The sequence below is a fragment of the Mycobacterium branderi genome (assembly GCF_010728725.1).
Taxonomy (GTDB): Bacteria; Actinomycetota; Actinomycetes; order Mycobacteriales; family Mycobacteriaceae; genus Mycobacterium; species Mycobacterium branderi.
On record NZ_AP022606.1, the window covers coordinates 2,974,012 to 2,989,046 of the forward strand.

Annotated in this window: 16 protein-coding genes; 6 read left to right on the forward strand and 10 right to left on the reverse strand. The window is 66.7% G+C overall.

The genetic code is table 11. From position 1 onward, the window contains the following. Nucleotides 1-14 precede the first annotated feature (14 nt). A complete protein-coding gene (locus G6N47_RS15205) occupies nt 15-1,052 on the forward strand; it encodes an LLM class flavin-dependent oxidoreductase (RefSeq protein ID WP_083132648.1) in 1,038 nt (345 codons plus the stop codon). Here the strand turns inward: G6N47_RS15205 and G6N47_RS15210 are convergent. The 3 genes from G6N47_RS15210 to G6N47_RS15220 are packed head-to-tail and all read right to left on the reverse strand — an operon-like array spanning nt 1,049 to nt 3,102. Continuing rightward, nucleotides 1,049-1,498, reverse strand: coding sequence for a nitroreductase family deazaflavin-dependent oxidoreductase (locus tag G6N47_RS15210; protein WP_083132596.1), 450 nt, complete (start codon nt 1,496-1,498; stop codon nt 1,049-1,051). The two genes, G6N47_RS15205 and G6N47_RS15210, sit on opposite strands and share 4 nt — an antisense overlap. Nucleotides 1,499-1,502: 4 nt before the next feature. Beyond that, nucleotides 1,503-1,937 (reverse strand): HIT family protein, encoded by a 435-nt coding sequence (locus G6N47_RS15215; protein ID WP_083132597.1) that lies wholly within the window; start codon nt 1,935-1,937, stop codon nt 1,503-1,505. Nucleotides 1,938-1,950: 13 nt separating this feature from the next. Further along, on the reverse strand, nt 1,951-3,102 hold the full coding sequence (locus G6N47_RS15220) for a MalY/PatB family protein (protein WP_083132598.1): 1,152 nt from the start codon (nt 3,100-3,102) through the stop codon (nt 1,951-1,953). A gap of 19 nt (nt 3,103-3,121) precedes the next feature. Between G6N47_RS15220 and G6N47_RS15225 the strand changes: the two genes are divergently transcribed. Then, nucleotides 3,122-4,513, forward strand: a complete 1,392-nt coding sequence (locus tag G6N47_RS15225) for an amidase (RefSeq protein WP_083132599.1) — start codon at nt 3,122-3,124, stop codon at nt 4,511-4,513. Here G6N47_RS15225 and G6N47_RS15230 read toward each other — a convergent pair. Continuing rightward, entirely contained in the window at nt 4,508-5,002 is a 495-nt protein-coding gene (locus tag G6N47_RS15230) for a DNA-deoxyinosine glycosylase (RefSeq protein ID WP_083132600.1), read from the reverse strand. The two genes, G6N47_RS15225 and G6N47_RS15230, sit on opposite strands and share 6 nt — an antisense overlap. 39 nt (nt 5,003-5,041) lie before the next feature. On the opposite strand from G6N47_RS15230, the gene G6N47_RS15235 reads away from it, so the two are divergent. Beyond that, nucleotides 5,042-6,148, forward strand: a complete 1,107-nt coding sequence (locus G6N47_RS15235; RefSeq protein WP_083132601.1) for an adenylate/guanylate cyclase domain-containing protein — start codon at nt 5,042-5,044, stop codon at nt 6,146-6,148. A gap of 269 nt (nt 6,149-6,417) precedes the next feature. After that, complete coding sequence (locus G6N47_RS15240) at nt 6,418-6,966, forward strand: hypothetical protein (protein ID WP_083132602.1); 549 nt, start codon at nt 6,418-6,420, stop codon at nt 6,964-6,966. A gap of 7 nt (nt 6,967-6,973) precedes the next feature. Here G6N47_RS15240 and G6N47_RS15245 read toward each other — a convergent pair whose 3' ends face one another. The 3 genes from G6N47_RS15245 to G6N47_RS15255 form a co-directional block, all read right to left on the reverse strand. After that, nucleotides 6,974-8,275 carry a trypsin-like peptidase domain-containing protein gene (locus tag G6N47_RS15245; protein ID WP_083132603.1) on the reverse strand — a complete coding sequence of 434 codons (1,302 nt, stop codon included), beginning with the start codon at nt 8,273-8,275 and terminating at the stop codon, nt 6,974-6,976. A 76-nt stretch (nt 8,276-8,351) separates the two neighbouring features. Then, the gene (locus tag G6N47_RS15250; protein ID WP_083132650.1) at nt 8,352-10,250 is read right to left on the reverse strand and encodes an ABC transporter ATP-binding protein; all 1,899 of its coding nucleotides are present in this window, start codon (nt 10,248-10,250) and stop codon (nt 8,352-8,354) included. Nucleotides 10,251-10,258: 8 nt separating this feature from the next. Next, nucleotides 10,259-12,004: an ABC transporter ATP-binding protein gene (locus tag G6N47_RS15255; RefSeq protein WP_083132604.1), complete on the reverse strand. Its 1,746-nt coding sequence runs from the start codon at nt 12,002-12,004 to the stop codon at nt 10,259-10,261. 102 nt (nt 12,005-12,106) lie between these two features. On the opposite strand from G6N47_RS15255, the gene G6N47_RS15260 reads away from it, so the two are divergent. Next, nucleotides 12,107-12,655 (forward strand): DUF3558 domain-containing protein, encoded by a 549-nt coding sequence (locus G6N47_RS15260; protein WP_062539543.1) that lies wholly within the window; start codon nt 12,107-12,109, stop codon nt 12,653-12,655. Next, complete coding sequence (locus tag G6N47_RS15265) at nt 12,652-13,197, forward strand: DUF3558 domain-containing protein (protein WP_083132605.1); 546 nt, start codon at nt 12,652-12,654, stop codon at nt 13,195-13,197. The genes G6N47_RS15260 and G6N47_RS15265 overlap by 4 nt, the downstream gene beginning before the upstream one ends. A gap of 21 nt (nt 13,198-13,218) precedes the next feature. On the opposite strand, the gene G6N47_RS15270 is transcribed toward G6N47_RS15265, so the two are convergent. From G6N47_RS15270 to G6N47_RS15280, 3 genes are all read right to left on the reverse strand, one after another. After that, a complete protein-coding gene (locus tag G6N47_RS15270; RefSeq protein WP_083132606.1) occupies nt 13,219-13,617 on the reverse strand; it encodes a hypothetical protein in 399 nt (132 codons plus the stop codon). After that, the gene (locus G6N47_RS15275; RefSeq protein WP_083132607.1) at nt 13,614-14,249 is read right to left on the reverse strand and encodes a nucleotidyltransferase domain-containing protein; all 636 of its coding nucleotides are present in this window, start codon (nt 14,247-14,249) and stop codon (nt 13,614-13,616) included. The genes G6N47_RS15270 and G6N47_RS15275 overlap by 4 nt, the downstream gene beginning before the upstream one ends. A gap of 288 nt (nt 14,250-14,537) precedes the next feature. Next, nucleotides 14,538-15,035 carry a SixA phosphatase family protein gene (locus G6N47_RS15280; protein ID WP_232080219.1) on the reverse strand — a complete coding sequence of 166 codons (498 nt, stop codon included), beginning with the start codon at nt 15,033-15,035 and terminating at the stop codon, nt 14,538-14,540.

Below are 15,035 nucleotides of genomic sequence, written 5' to 3' on the forward strand. Positions count from 1 at the left end.
GCGTTGACGCCGACATGCGGCTATCCGTCCTCGACCTCGTCCCGGTCCGCACAGACCAGACCACCGCCGACGCGCTGGCGGCCACCGTGGCCCTGGCGCAGACCGCCGACCGGCTGGGCTACACCCGGTACTGGGTCGCCGAACACCACAACATGCCGTCGGTCGGCGCCACCAGCCCGCCGGTGCTGATCGCCTACCTCGCCGCCCAGACCACACAGCTGCGGCTGGGCTCCGGTGGCGTGATGCTGCCCAACCACGCGCCGCTGGCCGTGGCCGAGCAGTTCGCGCTCCTGGAAGCCGCCGCGCCCGGCCGCATCGACCTCGGCATCGGCCGTGCCCCCGGCTCGGACCCGGTGACCTCGTACATGCTGCGGGGCGCGGCCGGCCGCGACGATCGTGACATCGACCAGTTCCCCGACTACCTGGACCATGTGCGGGCGATGATGAGCCGAAGCGGTGTGCGGGTGCAACTGCGCGACGGGGACTACGTCCTCAAGGCCACCCCCGCCGCGGCCACCGAGCCGCGGCTGTGGCTGCTCGGCTCGTCGCTGTATTCGGCCCGGCTGGCGGCGGCCAAGGGCTTGCCGTATGTGTTCGCGCATCACTTCTCGGGCAAGGGGACCGAGGAGGCGCTCGAGCTGTACCGTTCGCAGTTCGTGCCCAGCGAGCTGGCCGCCGAGCCGACCACCTTTCTGACGGTCAACGCCGTCGTTGCCGAAACACGCGACGAGGCAACGGCTTTGATCCTGCCGAACCTGCAGATGATGGCGCGGCTGCGCACCGGCCAGCCGCTCGGGCCGCTGCACCTTGTCGAAGACGCGCAACACGTCGAGCTCACCCCGCCACAGCAGCACATCGTCGAAAGCGGCCAGAAGCGTGCCGTTCTCGGCACCCCCGCGGAGGCCGCCGAGCAATTGCGGGCGCTGGCCGAAAGATTCGACGTCGACGAGGTGATGGTGCACCCGGTCGCGTCGGCCCACCGCGGCACCGACCCGGCCACCTCGCCGGGCCGGGAGAAGACGCTCGAGTTGCTGGCGAAAGAACTGTTCTAAGCAGAAGGCGTCAGCACGATCACCGGGATCGGCCGCGACGTCCGCCGCTGGTAGGCCTTGTACCGGTTGGCGTTGGGCTTGTTGACGATCTCCCACAGCCGGTCATAATCGGGGTCGCCGGGCATGACCCGCCGCGCGGTGACACCGAAACGCTTTGGGCCGACGTTGATTTCGACGTCAGGACGCTTGCGCAGGTTGTGGTACCAGCCGGGATAGGTGTCGGCGCCGCCGTTGGAGGCGACGATCAGATACGAATCGCCGTCGCGGGCGTACGTGAGGGAGGTGGTGCGCGGCCGGCCGGTTTTCGCGCCTGTCGTGTGCAACAGCAGGCTCGGCGGCGCCCCCGGTATCCGATGACCGACCCAGCCGTTGGTCTTCTGGTAGATCATGTCGTGGATACGCAAAAGCCGGATGCCCACCTGCTCGATCGGCGTGAGGTTACTCATCGGCTCAGTCTGACTGCCGGGCGTCGATCCGCGCCAGCGCGTCGCGCAGGATCTGTCCGGTGGACTCGCGGTCGGGGTCGCGGCGCAGCAGCATTCCCTTGGCGACCGACAGCTTGTCGCCGTTGCGCCGCGGCAGCACATGCAGGTGGATATGGAACACCGTCTGGAAGGCGTCACGCCCGTCGTTGATCGCGATATGCGTGGCGTCGGCCAGCTCTGTGGTGCGGGCCGCCTTGGCGATGCGCTGCCCGATCGTCACCATGTCGGCCAGCGTCTCCGGCGGGGTGTCGGTCAGATCGACGGTGTGGCGCTTGGGCAGCACCAGGGTGTGGCCCCGGGTGAACGGGCGGATGTCGAGGATCGCCAGGTAGTTGTCGTCTTCGCAAATGCGGATGGCGGGCGCCTCGCCGGCGACGATCGCGCAGAACACACAAGACATAAGGCCACCGTAGTCAGGCCGACAGCGCCGCGGCCATCGCCTCGATCGCGCGGTCCAGGATCCGCCGGGTGGTCGCGAAGTTCAGCCGCGCGAAACCGGAGCCGACGCTCGCGCCGAACGGAATGCCGGGCGACAGCGCCACCTTGGCCTTGGCGAGCAGGTAGTCGGCCGGCTCGGCGGGCAGGTCGAGCGCCCGGAAATCCACCCACGACATGTACGTGGCCTCCGGGGTATTGATTTTCAGCCCCGGAACCGCCTCCGGCAGCGCCCGGGCCAGGTGGTCCCGGTTGGCCCGCAGATACCCCAGCAATTCGTCGAGCCAGCCGGCGTCACCCTCATACGCCGCGATGTTGGCACGAATGCCGACCGTGGCCGCGCCCATCTTGTGCAGCATGTTGATCCGGTCCCACTCGTCGATGTCGCGGGGATTGGACAACACCACCTGAGCGCACATCAGCCCGGGAAGATTCCAGCCCTTGGAGGCCGACAGCAGCGTGACCACCGTGTCGGCGGCGGTGTCGGACACCGACGCGGAGGCAACGTGCGGCCGGTCGTACACCAGCGGTGCATGGATCTCGTCGGCGATCACCCGGGCGTTGTGCCGGGCCGCGATATCGACGATCGCGCGGAGCTCGTCGGCGGTGAAGGCGGTGCCCAGCGGGTTGTTCGGATTGCACAGAATCAACGACCCCGCCCCGCCGGCGAATGCGGCGTCCAGCGCATCCAAATCCAGCACATACCGTCCCGAATCCTGTTGCGGCGACGGGATTTCCACGCGTTGGCGGCCGGTGACCCGCAGCACGTCGAAAAACGGCATGTAGGCGGGGACGGGCAGCACCACGGGGCTTTCCGGGCGGGTGAGGAAGTTGACGACAGTCTGCATGCCCTTGAGCACGTCCGGAACGACGCGAACCCACTCGGGTTCGACGTGCCAGCCGTAGCGGCGCCGGCACCAGTCGGCGGTGGCCCGCGGCAGTGTGTCCTCGCCGACCGGCGGGTAGCCGAACTCCTCGTTGGCAACACAGGCGCGCACCGCGTCGCGCACCGCCGGCGCGGTGGGGAAGTCCATTTCCGCGATCCACAACGGCAACACGTCGGGTGCAAACACGTTCCACTTGATCGTGTTGCGCGCGCGGAGCTGATCTTCGGTCAACAGATCGAACATGTCAGTAGTCTGCCTGCACATGGACCCCCGTGAGTTGGCGTTCGCCGGCGCGGCCGAGCAGGCGCGGATGTTGGCGGACGGCGTCGTCACCGCGCCCGCGCTGCTCGAGGTGTATCTGGAGCGCATCGCCCGGCTCGACCCGCAGCTGCGCTCCTACCGCGTCGTGCTGGCCGACAGCGCCCGCGAGGAGGCCGCCGCTGCGCAGCGCCGCATCGACGCCGGTGAACGCCTGCCCCTGCTGGGCGTGCCCATCGCGATCAAGGATGACGTCGACATCGCCGGGCAGACAACAACTTTCGGTACCAGCGCGCACGGGCCGGCGGCCGCGGAGGACGCAGCCGTGGTGCGCGCGCTGCGCGAGGCCGGCGCGGTGATCCTCGGCAAGACCGCGGTGCCCGAGTTGATGATGCTGCCGTTCACCGAGTCGGTCAGCTTCGGCGCCACCCGTAACCCCTGGGACGTCTCCCGCACGCCGGGCGGCAGCAGCGGCGGCAGCGGCGCCGCGGTGGCCGCCGGGCTGGCCCCGATGGCGCTGGGCTCCGACGGCGGCGGCTCGATCCGTATCCCGTCGACGTGGTGCGGGGTGTTTGGTCTCAAACCGCACCGCGACCGGGTCTCCGTGTCGCCGCACGACGACGCCTGGTGCGGACTCTCCGTCAACGGCCCGATCGCGCGCTCGGTGCGCGATGCGGCGCTGTTCCTGGATGCGACGACGACATTGCCGGCCCCCGACGGCGGATTCGTCGCGGCGGCGTCGCGAGCTCCCGGCCGGCTGCGAATTGCGTTGAGCACCAAGGTGCCACCGCCGTTGGTGATCCGGGCCGGCAAGCAACAGCGGGGGGCCGTCGAGCAGGCGGGCCGGCTCCTTGCCGACCTGGGCCACGACGTCGTCGCCCGCGATCCTGACTACCCGCCCGCGGCGATTGTCGGCAACTACCTGCCCCGCTATTTCCGCGGCATTTACAACGACTTTCGCTTGTTGGCCCACCCGGAGCGGTTAGAGGCCCGAACCCGCAACATGGCCCGCATCGGCTCGTTGTTCTCCGAGCGGCGGATGGCGGCGGTGCGCGCGGCGGAGGCGGCGCTGGCCGCCAGAATCCAGACAATCTTCGACGACGTCGACGTGCTCGTCACTCCCGCCAATAACACCGGACCGTCCCGCGTCGGCGCCTATCAGCGCCGCGGCGCGGTGTCGAGCTTGCTGCTGGTGTCGGCTCAGGTGCCGTTCTTCGAGATCTGGAATCTGACCGGCCAGCCGGCCGCTGTGGTGCCGTGGGGACTCGACGCCGACGGCTTGCCAATGTCGGTGCAGCTCGTCGGCCGGCCCTACGACGAGGCCACGCTGCTGGCGCTGTCCGCCCAGATCGAAGCGGTTCGGCCGTGGGCGCATAGACGTCCGCCGGTGTCATGACTGCACAATCACTCGCCAGGCGGCGAGTTTGTCGCCGGCTCGCATCGCACGAGCCGGACTGCTCGACGGCAGCAGATGGTAGGTCATCGGCCGGTCGACAGCGGCCAGCCGGCGAAACAGCGTGGCCGCCCTCTGCCCGTTGAAGCACACCGTGGTGATTCCGCGGTAGCGGTCGAATAGCCGATTAAAGTCGTTGACTACCAATCCCTTCCGGGCTATCCGCGCGTCGGCGCTACCGACTCGGCGGCACTTGTCCACCACATCCCACAGCGCGATCCCGTGCGATTGCAGTGCGGCCAGCCGACTTTCGTAGGCCAGGCCCGCATCGATGCCGAACAGCTCAGCCATCATCGGCCAGAACGCATTTCGCGGGTTGGCATAGTACTGGCGGCGCGCAAGGGACTGGACGCTGGGAAAAGATCCGAGGATCAGCAACCGCGCGGCGTCGTCGACCACCGGCGGGAATCCTTGCAGAAGCGGTGTGGGCATCGACCCACATGATGCCCCGCCGCGTTATACGTTGACGGCGTGGACGTGCCCGAAGATCTGCTCGCCGGTCTGGAGGGCTCCGCACGCGACGAGCGGGCCGAGCTGATCGAGTGGCTGCTCGGGCGGGGCTTCATCGTCGACGAGATCCGGGCCGGGGATCCGCCGATGTTGCTGGCGTCGCGGCGAATCCTCGGCGACGACGGCGTCTACGTGTCGGCGCGGGAAATCAGCGAGCGCTACGGCATCGACCTCGACCTGCTGCAGCGCGTGCAACGCGCCATCGGACTGGCCCGGGTGGACGACCCCGACGCGCCCGTGCACATGCAGGCCGATGGCGCGGCCGCCGCCCACGCGCAACGCTTCCTCGAGGTCGGCCTGGAGCCCGAGCACCTGGTGCTCGTGGTTCGGGTGCTGGCCGAGGGCCTTTCGCATGCCGCGCAGGTCGTGCGCTACACCGCGCTGGCCACCATCCTGCAGCCGGGCGTGACCGAGCTGGAAGTCGCGAAGCGCTCGGAAGCGCTGGTCAGCCAGATCGCGCCGCTGCTGGGGCCGTGGATCGAGGACATGCTGTTCATGCACCTGCGGCACCAGATGGAAACCGAAGCCGTCAATGCCAGTGAACGCGCTGCCGGCAGGGCACTTCCGGGTGCCCGGGAAGTCACCGTGGCGTTTGCCGACCTTGTCGGTTTCACCCGGCTGGGGGAGGCCGTGCCGCCCGAGGACCTGGTGCAACTCGCCAACCGGCTGGCCGATCTTGCCCGCGACGCGGCGGTCCCGCCGGTGCGCTTCGTCAAGACCATCGGCGACGCGGTCATGCTCGTCAGCCCCGAACCGGCCCCGCTGCTGGATGCCGTACTCAAGCTGGTCGAGGTGACCGACACCGACAACGAGCTGCTGCGGCTGCGGGCCGGCATCGCCACCGGGCTGGCGGTGAGCCGGGTGGGCGATTGGTTCGGCAGCCCGGTGAACATGGCGAGCCGGGTGACCGGGGTGGCCCGGCCGGGCACTGTGCTCGCGGCCGAATCGACACGAGAGGCTCTCGGGGACTCCGCGGGATTCAGCTGGTCGTTCGCCGGTGGCCGTCACCTCAAGGGCATCAAGGGCGAGGTGAAACTGTTCCGCGCCCGGCGCGGCGACAGCACCTAGTCCAGACATGAGGGCAGGCCCGGAGGGCACTGGGGCTGCGTCTCACATATCCTGCGCGGCCGGCTCTCTTACCCCTTACACCGGCTCTTTGGATCAGCCACTCTCGGGCCTGCTTCGCTGTCAAAGCTACAACGTTCGACGCGTCATATCAATGGTTTTCGCGCATGGGGGCGGTATCGCCACCGCCGGCCATCACCGCGCGCAGGGCGGAGTTTCGCTCGCGGTGAAACACTCTTTCGGCCCGGTTGTAATGATGTAATCATGTAAACATGAGACACCATCACACACACCGGCGGCCCGGCGGCTGGCAGCAGGCCCAGCAACCCGACGCCAGCGACGCTGCCGAGTGGTTCGCCGGACGCCTGCCCGACACCTGGTTCGACGGCGATCCGACCGTGATCGTCGACCGTGAGGAGATCACGGTGATCGGCAAGCTGCCCGACAGTTCCGAGAAGGACGAGAGTGAGGCACGCACGTCCGGCCGCGTCTCCCGGTTCCGTGAAGAAACTCGGCCAGAGCGGATGAACATCGCCGACGAGGCGCAGGAACGCTACGGCCGCAAGGTTTCCTGGGGCGTGGAGGTCGGCGGCGAGCGAACCTTGTTCACCCACATCGCGGTACCGGTCATGACGCGCCTCAAGCAGCCCGAGCGGCAGGTGCTCGACACCCTGGTCGACGCGGGAGTGGCCCGATCCCGATCCGATGCGTTGGCCTGGACGGTCAAGCTGGTAGGCGAGCACACCGAAGAGTGGCTGGCCAAGCTGCGCGATGCCATGTCGGCCGTCGACGACCTGCGGGCGCAGGGACCCGACCTGTAAACCGCGGTCAGGACACGGGCTTACCGCAGCGCGGGCAGAAGCGGTCCAGCTGCCGGCGCGGCGCGCCGCACGCCGGACAGACTTTGATCTCGGTGGTCACCGAGTCGCTGCCGGGCACTGGGTTGCTCGGCCTCGGAATCGGTTGGGGCGGAACCGGACCGGCGGGGCCGCGTGGCGGCGGCGGAGGCGGAGGGGGGTTAGGCGCGGCCCAGCCCTGCACCGGCGACGGCGGCGGAATCGGGTAGCCGGGCATTGGCGGGCCGCCTATGCCCGCAAATTGCGGCCTGCGCCGGCGTCGTCGCACCAGCAGCATGAGCAACAGGAGTGCTCCGACGCCAACCAGCGCCACCCCGCCGACGATGTACCACAGGTTGCCCAGTCCGGTATCGGGCGGAGCCGGGGGCTTGACAAGAGTTACGTTGTGCGACAACGCAAATGATCGAAGGTCGGGTGTGTTGGTGATGAAGTTGAAGCCGGCTGCCGTGGTCAGGCCCCGGCTGTTCACGCCAACTACCTGGCCGTCCTTGTTGACGGTCGGCCCGCCCGACATCCCGGGCGCGAGTTCGGTGCTGACCTCAATTTGCACCACCCCCGACGGCGTCACTTGATTGCTGGAGATGGTGCCGGATTTGAACGACGCCCGCGCGATCTGGCTTTGGTCGGCGATGTCCTGGATATCACCGGGGAACCCGATCGACGTCACCGGATCACCGACTTGCGGTGCGTTCTGCGCGATGACCAGCCCGGGGGTGGACCTGGTCATGTTGGGGACGTGCAGCAACGCGACATCGCCGGCGTCGGGCGCCTTGAAGTCGACGACCTCGACGGTGGTGGGACTGGTGATCGTGGCACCGTCGACCCCGTTCGGCTGGATAGCCCGGACGGTGCGCTCGACGGGCGAACCGCCCATTGCGCCTTCGACACGCCAGTTGGCGTACGCCTGGTCTTTGAACTTGGTCGCCTTCTGATCGTGCAGAAAACCATCGAGGATGACCAGCCGGCCCTGCCCGGGATCCACGCAATGGCCGGCCGTGACGATCTGCGCCGATGTGCTGACGTACCAGCCGGTGCAGGTCACCGAATACTTCAGCGGTTTGGTCCAAAAGCCCTCACCGTCTGCATCGGCACTGGGTGGCACTTGGACCGCGCCGACCCATTGCGTCACGAGAAACACGATGGATTTCTCTAAGCTGCTCAGGGCTTCTTTGTTGTCCGATGACGCAGCGGGGGCTCCGACCAGCCCGACAGCGGCAGCCAACAAAGAGGCCGTGAACAGGCGCAATCCGCGGCTGATGAACGTGGCCACCATGCGGTTTACCTTAATCCACCCGCAATCGGTGAGTTTGCAGAATTCTGCTCTCCGGGTGGCAGATTGCCCAGACTCCTCAGGCCTGCGTCATCGCGTAGTACGCCCCGCGACGCGCCATCAGCTCGGCGTGATTGCCGTGCTCGACGATCTTGCCCGCTTCCATCACCAAAATGACGTCGGCGTCTCGGATCGTTGAAAGCCGATGGGCCACAAGGAAGCTCGTTCGGCCGCGACGAAGCTCGCGCATTGCGTGCTGGACGAGCAGTTCGGTGCGGGTGTCCACCGAGCTGGTTGCCTCGTCGAGAATCAGCAGTTGGGGCCGGGACAGAAATGCCCGGGCAATGGTGATCAGCTGCTTTTCGCCGGCGCTGATGTTGCCGCCGTCGTCGCTGACCCGGGTGTGGTATCCGTGCGGCAGCGTGTGCACGAATCGGTCGACGTAGGCCGCCTTGGCGGCCTCGATCACCTCGTCCTCGGTGGCATCGGGCCGCCCGTAGGCGATGTTCTCCGCGATGGTCCCGCCGAACAGCCAGGTGTCCTGCAGCACCATGCCGATCCGCGACCGCAACGAGTGCCTGCTCACCGATGCGATGTCGACGCCGTCGATCAGGATCCGGCCCGAATCCACGTCGTAGAAGCGCATCAACAAATTCACCAGGGTCGTTTTGCCTACCCCGGTGGGGCCGACGATCGCGACGGTGCTGCCGGGTTCGGCAACCAGCGACAGGTCGTCGATCACCGTGGTGCCCGGGCGGTAGGCGAAGCTGACATGCTCGAATTCGACGCGGCCGGTGGGGCTTTGCCCGTTGAGCGACGGCAGCGACACCGAGCGGTCGGGTGACTCTTCGGGCTCGTCGAGCAACTCGAAGACCCGTTCGGCGCTGGCCACCCCGGATTGCAGCGTGTTGTACATCGCGGCCACTTGGCCCAGCGGCCAATTGAATTGGCGGACATACTGGATGAACGCCTGAATGCTGCCGACGGTGATCTGGCCGGTCGCGACCTGCAGTCCGCCAACCACCGCCACCGCGACATAGCTGAGATTGCCGATGAACGTCGTCGCCGGTGACACCAGCCCGGAGAAGAACTGGGCGCCGAAACTCGCTTGATACACATCGTCGTTGAGGCGGCGGAACTGCTCTTCAGCCCGCGCTCGATGGCCGAAGGTCTTGACCAGCGTGAAACCGCTGTAGGTTTCCTCGATGTGGGCGTTGAGCCGTCCGGTGTTGGCCCACTGCGCGACGAACAACCGTTGCGAACGCCGGGTGATCGCCCGGGTGGCGAAAAGCGACAGCGGCACGGTCAGCACGGTGAGCGCGGTCAGCAGCGGCGAAATGCTCAGCATCATCACCAGCACGGTCGTCACGGTCAGGAACGCGGTCAACAGCTGGCTGATGGTCATCGACAGCGACGTCGCGACGTTGTCGATGTCGTTGGTGACCCGGCTGAGTACTTCGCCGCGCTGCCGGCCATCGAAGTAGGCCAGCGGCAGCCGGTGCAGTTTGTCCTCGACATCGGAGCGCAATGCCCGCAGGGTCCGCTGGACCGTCAGGTTCAGCAGCCGGGCTTGCGCCCAAACCATCGCTGCGGCAATCAGATACAGCGCCAGCGCCAGCGCCAGCGTCCGGGCCACCGCGGCGAAGTTCACTCCCTGGCCCGGGACCACATTCATCCCGGACAGCAAATCGGCGAAGGTGTTGTTGCCGCGTGCCCGCGCCGCCGCGACGGCTTGCGCCTTGGTCATGCCGGCTGGCAACTGGCGGCCGATCACGCCGTTGAACAACAGGTCGGTGGCGTGGCCGAGGATCCGCGGCACCACCACGCCGATACCGGTGCCGACGACACTGAGCGCGATCACCGCGGCGGCCAGCCCGCGTTGCGGCGCCAGACGTTTCACCAGCCGCACGGCCGAGCCCGTGAAGTCGCGGGTGCGTTCCGTCGGAGCCTGCACCACACCGCGGATCGGCCGGTCCATCGACGCGGTCACCGCTGGCCTCCCACCCCACTGCCCACCGACTGCGACTCGGCGAATTCACGATAGGCGGGGCAGTCGACCAGCAGCGATTCGTGCGTGCCCGCACCGACCACCCGCCCGTCGTCCACGACGACCACCTGATCTGCCTGAGCCACAGTCGAAATACGTTGCGCGACAATGATCACCGTCGCGTCGGCGGCGAACTCGCGCAACGACGCGCGGACCTGGGCGTCGGTGTGCACGTCGAGCGCGGAGAACGCGTCGTCGAACAGGTAGATGGCGGGGCGGCGGATCACCGCCCGCGCGATCGCCAGCCGCTGCCGCTGACCGCCGGAGAAGTTGACGCCACCCTGAGCCACTCGCATCGCCAGCCCGTCGTCGTGTGCCTGCACGAACTCGTCGGCGGCCGACACCCGCAGTGCTTCCCACATCTCGGCATCGGTGGCGTCGGCTTTGCCGTAGCGCAGGTTCTCGGCGACGGTGCCGGAGAACAGATAGCCGCGTTGCGGCACCAGCCCGATGCGCGCCCACAGCCGCTCGATGTCGTGGTCGCGCACGTCGACGCCGTCGACCAGAACTGCGCCGGCGGTCACGTCGTAAAGCCGGCAGATCAGCGAGACCAGTGTCGACTTTCCCGAACCCGTGCTGCCGACGATCGCGGTGGTGGTACCTGGTCGGGCAGTCAGCGAGACTTCCTGCAGCACAGGGCGATCCGCGCCGGGATAGCAAAACGTCGCGTTCTCGAGGCGCACCACGCCCCAGGCCTCGGCCGCGGGCGGCAGCGGCTGGTCCGGAGTGCTGATCGCGGGACGGGTGGCCAGCACCTCGGCGATGCGGTCCGCGCACACCGAGGCCCGCGGCCACACCATCATCATCGTCGTCGCCATCAACACCGACATCAGGATCTGGGTGAAGTAGACAAGGAAGGCGATCAGCGAGCCCACCTGCATCTGGCCGGCATCGATGCGCAGGCCGCCGAACCAGATCAGCGCGACGGAAGAGCAGTTGACGGTCAGCGTGGTGACCGGCAACATCAGCGCCTGCCAATTGCCCGCGGCCAGCGAGGTGTTGGACAGCGCCAGGTTGGCTTCACCGAATCGCCGTCGCTCGAACGGTTCGCGGGCGAATGCCCGGACCACCCGGACACCGGACAGTTGCTCGCGCATCACCCGGTTGATGTTGTCGATGAGCCGCTGCATGCTGCGGAAGAGCGGCAGCGTGTGCGAGACGATCCAGTAGTTGGCCACCGCCAGCACCGGGACGCTGACCAGGAGCAGCCACGACAGCCCCGCGTCCTGGTGGATGGCCATGAAGATTCCGCCCACGCTCATGATCGGGGCGGTCACCAGCACCGTGCAGGTCATCTGCACCAGGAACTGGATCTGCCGGATGTCGTTGGTGGTGCGGGTCAGCAGCGACGGCGCGCCGAACCGGGCGGTCTCGTGTGCGGAGAACGTGATGACGTGGTGGAACATCGCCGAGCGCAGATCCCGGCCGAATCCCATCCCGGTCCGGGACCCGAAGTAGACCGCGCCGACGGCGCACAGCACCTGCAGCCCGGTGACCGCGAGCATCACCCCGCCCAAGCGGACGATCGTCGCGGTGTCGCCCTTGGTGACGCCGTCGTCGATGATCGCGGCGTTGACCGTCGGCAGGTATAGCGACGCCAGCGTGCTGACCAACTGCAGCGTCATCACCGCCGCGACCAGCCAGCGATACGGCCGGACGTACTGGCGCAGCAGTGCCAGGAGCATCTGGTAACTGTATTAGAAAGACCTGGTCAGCGTGGTGTCTGGGTCGGCCACAGATGCTGCCGCTACAGTGCATGCTGTGACGAGAAGCAGGTGCGTGTAGCGGTGCGGCGCAGTGTGGCGGCGCTGGCCCTAGCGGCAGCGACCTTGATCCCGACGGTGGCCGCATGCTCCGGTTCCGACTCCAACCAGGCCAAGTCGACGGAGTCGTCGGCCCCGGCGTCCGGAGAAGGACATCACGGCCCGTTCTTCCCGCAGTGCGGCGGCGTCACCGACGAGACCGTTGCCCAGCTCACCCAGATCACCGGGCTGATCAACACCGCCCAGAACTCGGTGGGTTGTCAGTGGCTGGCCGGCGGCGGCATCCTCGGCCCGCACTTCTCCTTCTCGTGGTATCGCGGCAGCCCGATCGGCCGGGAACGCAAAACCGAGGAGTTGTCGCGCTCGAGCGTCGAAGACATCAACATCAACGGTCACGGCGGCTTCATCGCCATCGGCAACGAGCCCACGTTGGGTGACTCCCTGTGCGAGGTCGGAATTCAGTTCAACGACGACTTCATCGAATGGTCGGTCAGCTTCAACCAAAAGCCGTTCCCCGATCCGTGCAACATCGCCAAAGAGCTAACGCGCCAGTCGATTGCGAATTCAAAATGACCAGGCGGATTCTGATTGTTGCGGCCGCACTGCTTACCGCGCTGGCCGTGGTGACCGGCTGCACCAGGTCGGTCGGCGGCACCGCGGTCAAGGCCGGCTCGGGCGACACGCAGCGCAACAACACCTCAGAACAGCAGTACCCCAACCTCCTCAAGGAATGTGAGGTGCTGACCACCGACCTGCTCGCCAAGACGGTCGGCGCCGACCCGCTCGATATCCAGAGCACCTTCGTCGGTGCGATCTGCCGCTGGCAGGCGGCCAACCCTGCGGGTCTGATCGACATCTCCCGGTTCTGGTTCGAGCAGGGCAGCCTGGCCAACGAGCGCAAAGTCGCCGAGGGCCTCAAGTATCAGATCGAGAACCGGTCGATCGCAGGTGTGCAGTCGATCGTGATGCGGCCCAACGACCCCAACGGCTCATGCGGGGTGGCCAGCGACGCCGCCGGGGTGGTCGGGTGGTGGGTCAACCCGCAGGCACCCGGGATCGACGCGTGCGCGCAGGCGATCAAGCTCATGGAGCTGACGCTCTCGACGAACTCGTAGGTTCTTGTCGCGGCGTAAACCCTAATCCCGACGACTGCCCGGTATCGAAGTACGACGAGCGGCCTCAACAAGCACTTCGGCCGCGCGCCTGGCTTTCTTGCGCTTGTCGGTGGTGGCTGATCGGTGGGTATAGGCCACCTTCGACTTAACATTCAGCAGAGCGCGCAAGTGCTTTTCCGTCTTGGGTTCCGACTGCGCAAGTAACGAAACCGCCTCATTGTGATTCTCACCGACCGCGTACTTTCCCAGTCGCGCACAACATATGACGTCCGCCGCAGCGATGCCCGCGAGAACAAACAGGTTCATCGACGCATCTGGCATCTCGTCCTCGATGTAGAGAGCGGCATCAAGAAACTCGGTGGCGTTCTTCAGCCGACCTAGCCGGATAGTTTCCGAACACGCCTTGGTTCTTCCGGTCATCGACTTTCGCGCTCTCTTGAGGTCTGCCGGATCTCCTTTAGTAGCCAGGCTCTTGATCCCGCGACGGTCAGTCCGTGATCGAGGACGTCGTGGACCATTGGTTCACCTCGAGCATCACGCAGCTCGGCGATCGTGTACTCGACGACACGAGCGTCGTTTCCAGTCCACTTACTGACCGTCGCGGCGAGCTCGTTAACCTGGCGCGTCCACAAGGGTTGCGGCGTCTTGTCATCCTCTACCAGGAAGAGGTCCACATCGCTGTGAACGGTCATGGTGCCGCGTACTGCGGAACCGAATACCGCCGCGTATTTCGGGGGACGCTCCCAGTTGCTGAGTTCCAGCTCGAGTCGGGCCAGGAAGGTGTTTGTCAGCTTTGCGAGCGCAAGGATCGGCTCTGCCGCCAAGTGTTCGGCGTTGAGCCGATAAGCGAATGCATTGCCCACCCGGTCGGCGTGCACCACGCCTTGTAGGGCCAGCCGTGAAAGGACCTTGCGGATGCCCTCTTCCGAGAAATTCTTCAGGATGCGATGAATCTGTCCGGTGGTGAACGTGCCCTCGTAGGTCGCGAGCACAGTGAGGACGTCGCCGTCCAATGTCGGTGTCACCGTCGTGAACGGACGGTTCAGCTCCATTGGGCACCTCCCATCGCCACCAACTATAGTTGACAAACCCGTACTTTTATTGGCTTTGCCGTATTATTGTTGGCTAGAGGCTGAGTCGCCGTGCGCCGGCAACCGCGGGCCCGGGACACGTGCTTGCGTGCACGCAATGGATTACCGAGCAGCATCGGTGTCGATAGCGCCATGAGGCTGTGCTGGGCTCCTCCGCCAGATCGCCATGTGCGTCGTTCAGCAACGACGCGCTAGGGGAATGGTTTACAGAAAGCCGCGCGAGCCAGAAATGCTTGGTTGATTCGGGAACTAACGAGGCACGTGAAAGTCGACCAGCGCGGCGCCGCCCAGCTCCAGATCGGCCCATGGGCCGGCCACCTCGAGCACCGCGATGGCTGAGGTCGGGAACTTCTCCGAAATCGCTTCGAGCGCATCGGCATTGGTGCCTTCGGCGCCGGCCAACCCGATGGCCACATCTGACGTGGTCGGCTCGTGCCCGACGACGAGCAAGACGGTCACCTCGTCGGGAACACCGTTGATTTCGTCGAGCACCATTCCCGGCGTCGCGCCGTACAGGCGATCGACATAACGTACCGGCGCGTCGATACCGCTGCGCGCCAAGGTTTGCCGCGCGCGAGTCGCCGTCGAGCACAACACCAAGTCGATCGACGGCAGGGTGGCCCGCAGCCAGTCGCCGGCCAGCGCGGCCTCTCGTTCGCCCCGCGGCGCCAGCGGCCGCTCGTGGTCGGCTACCCCGTCCGGGTACGCCGACTTCGCGTGCCTCAGCAAGACCAGAGTTCCCGTCAC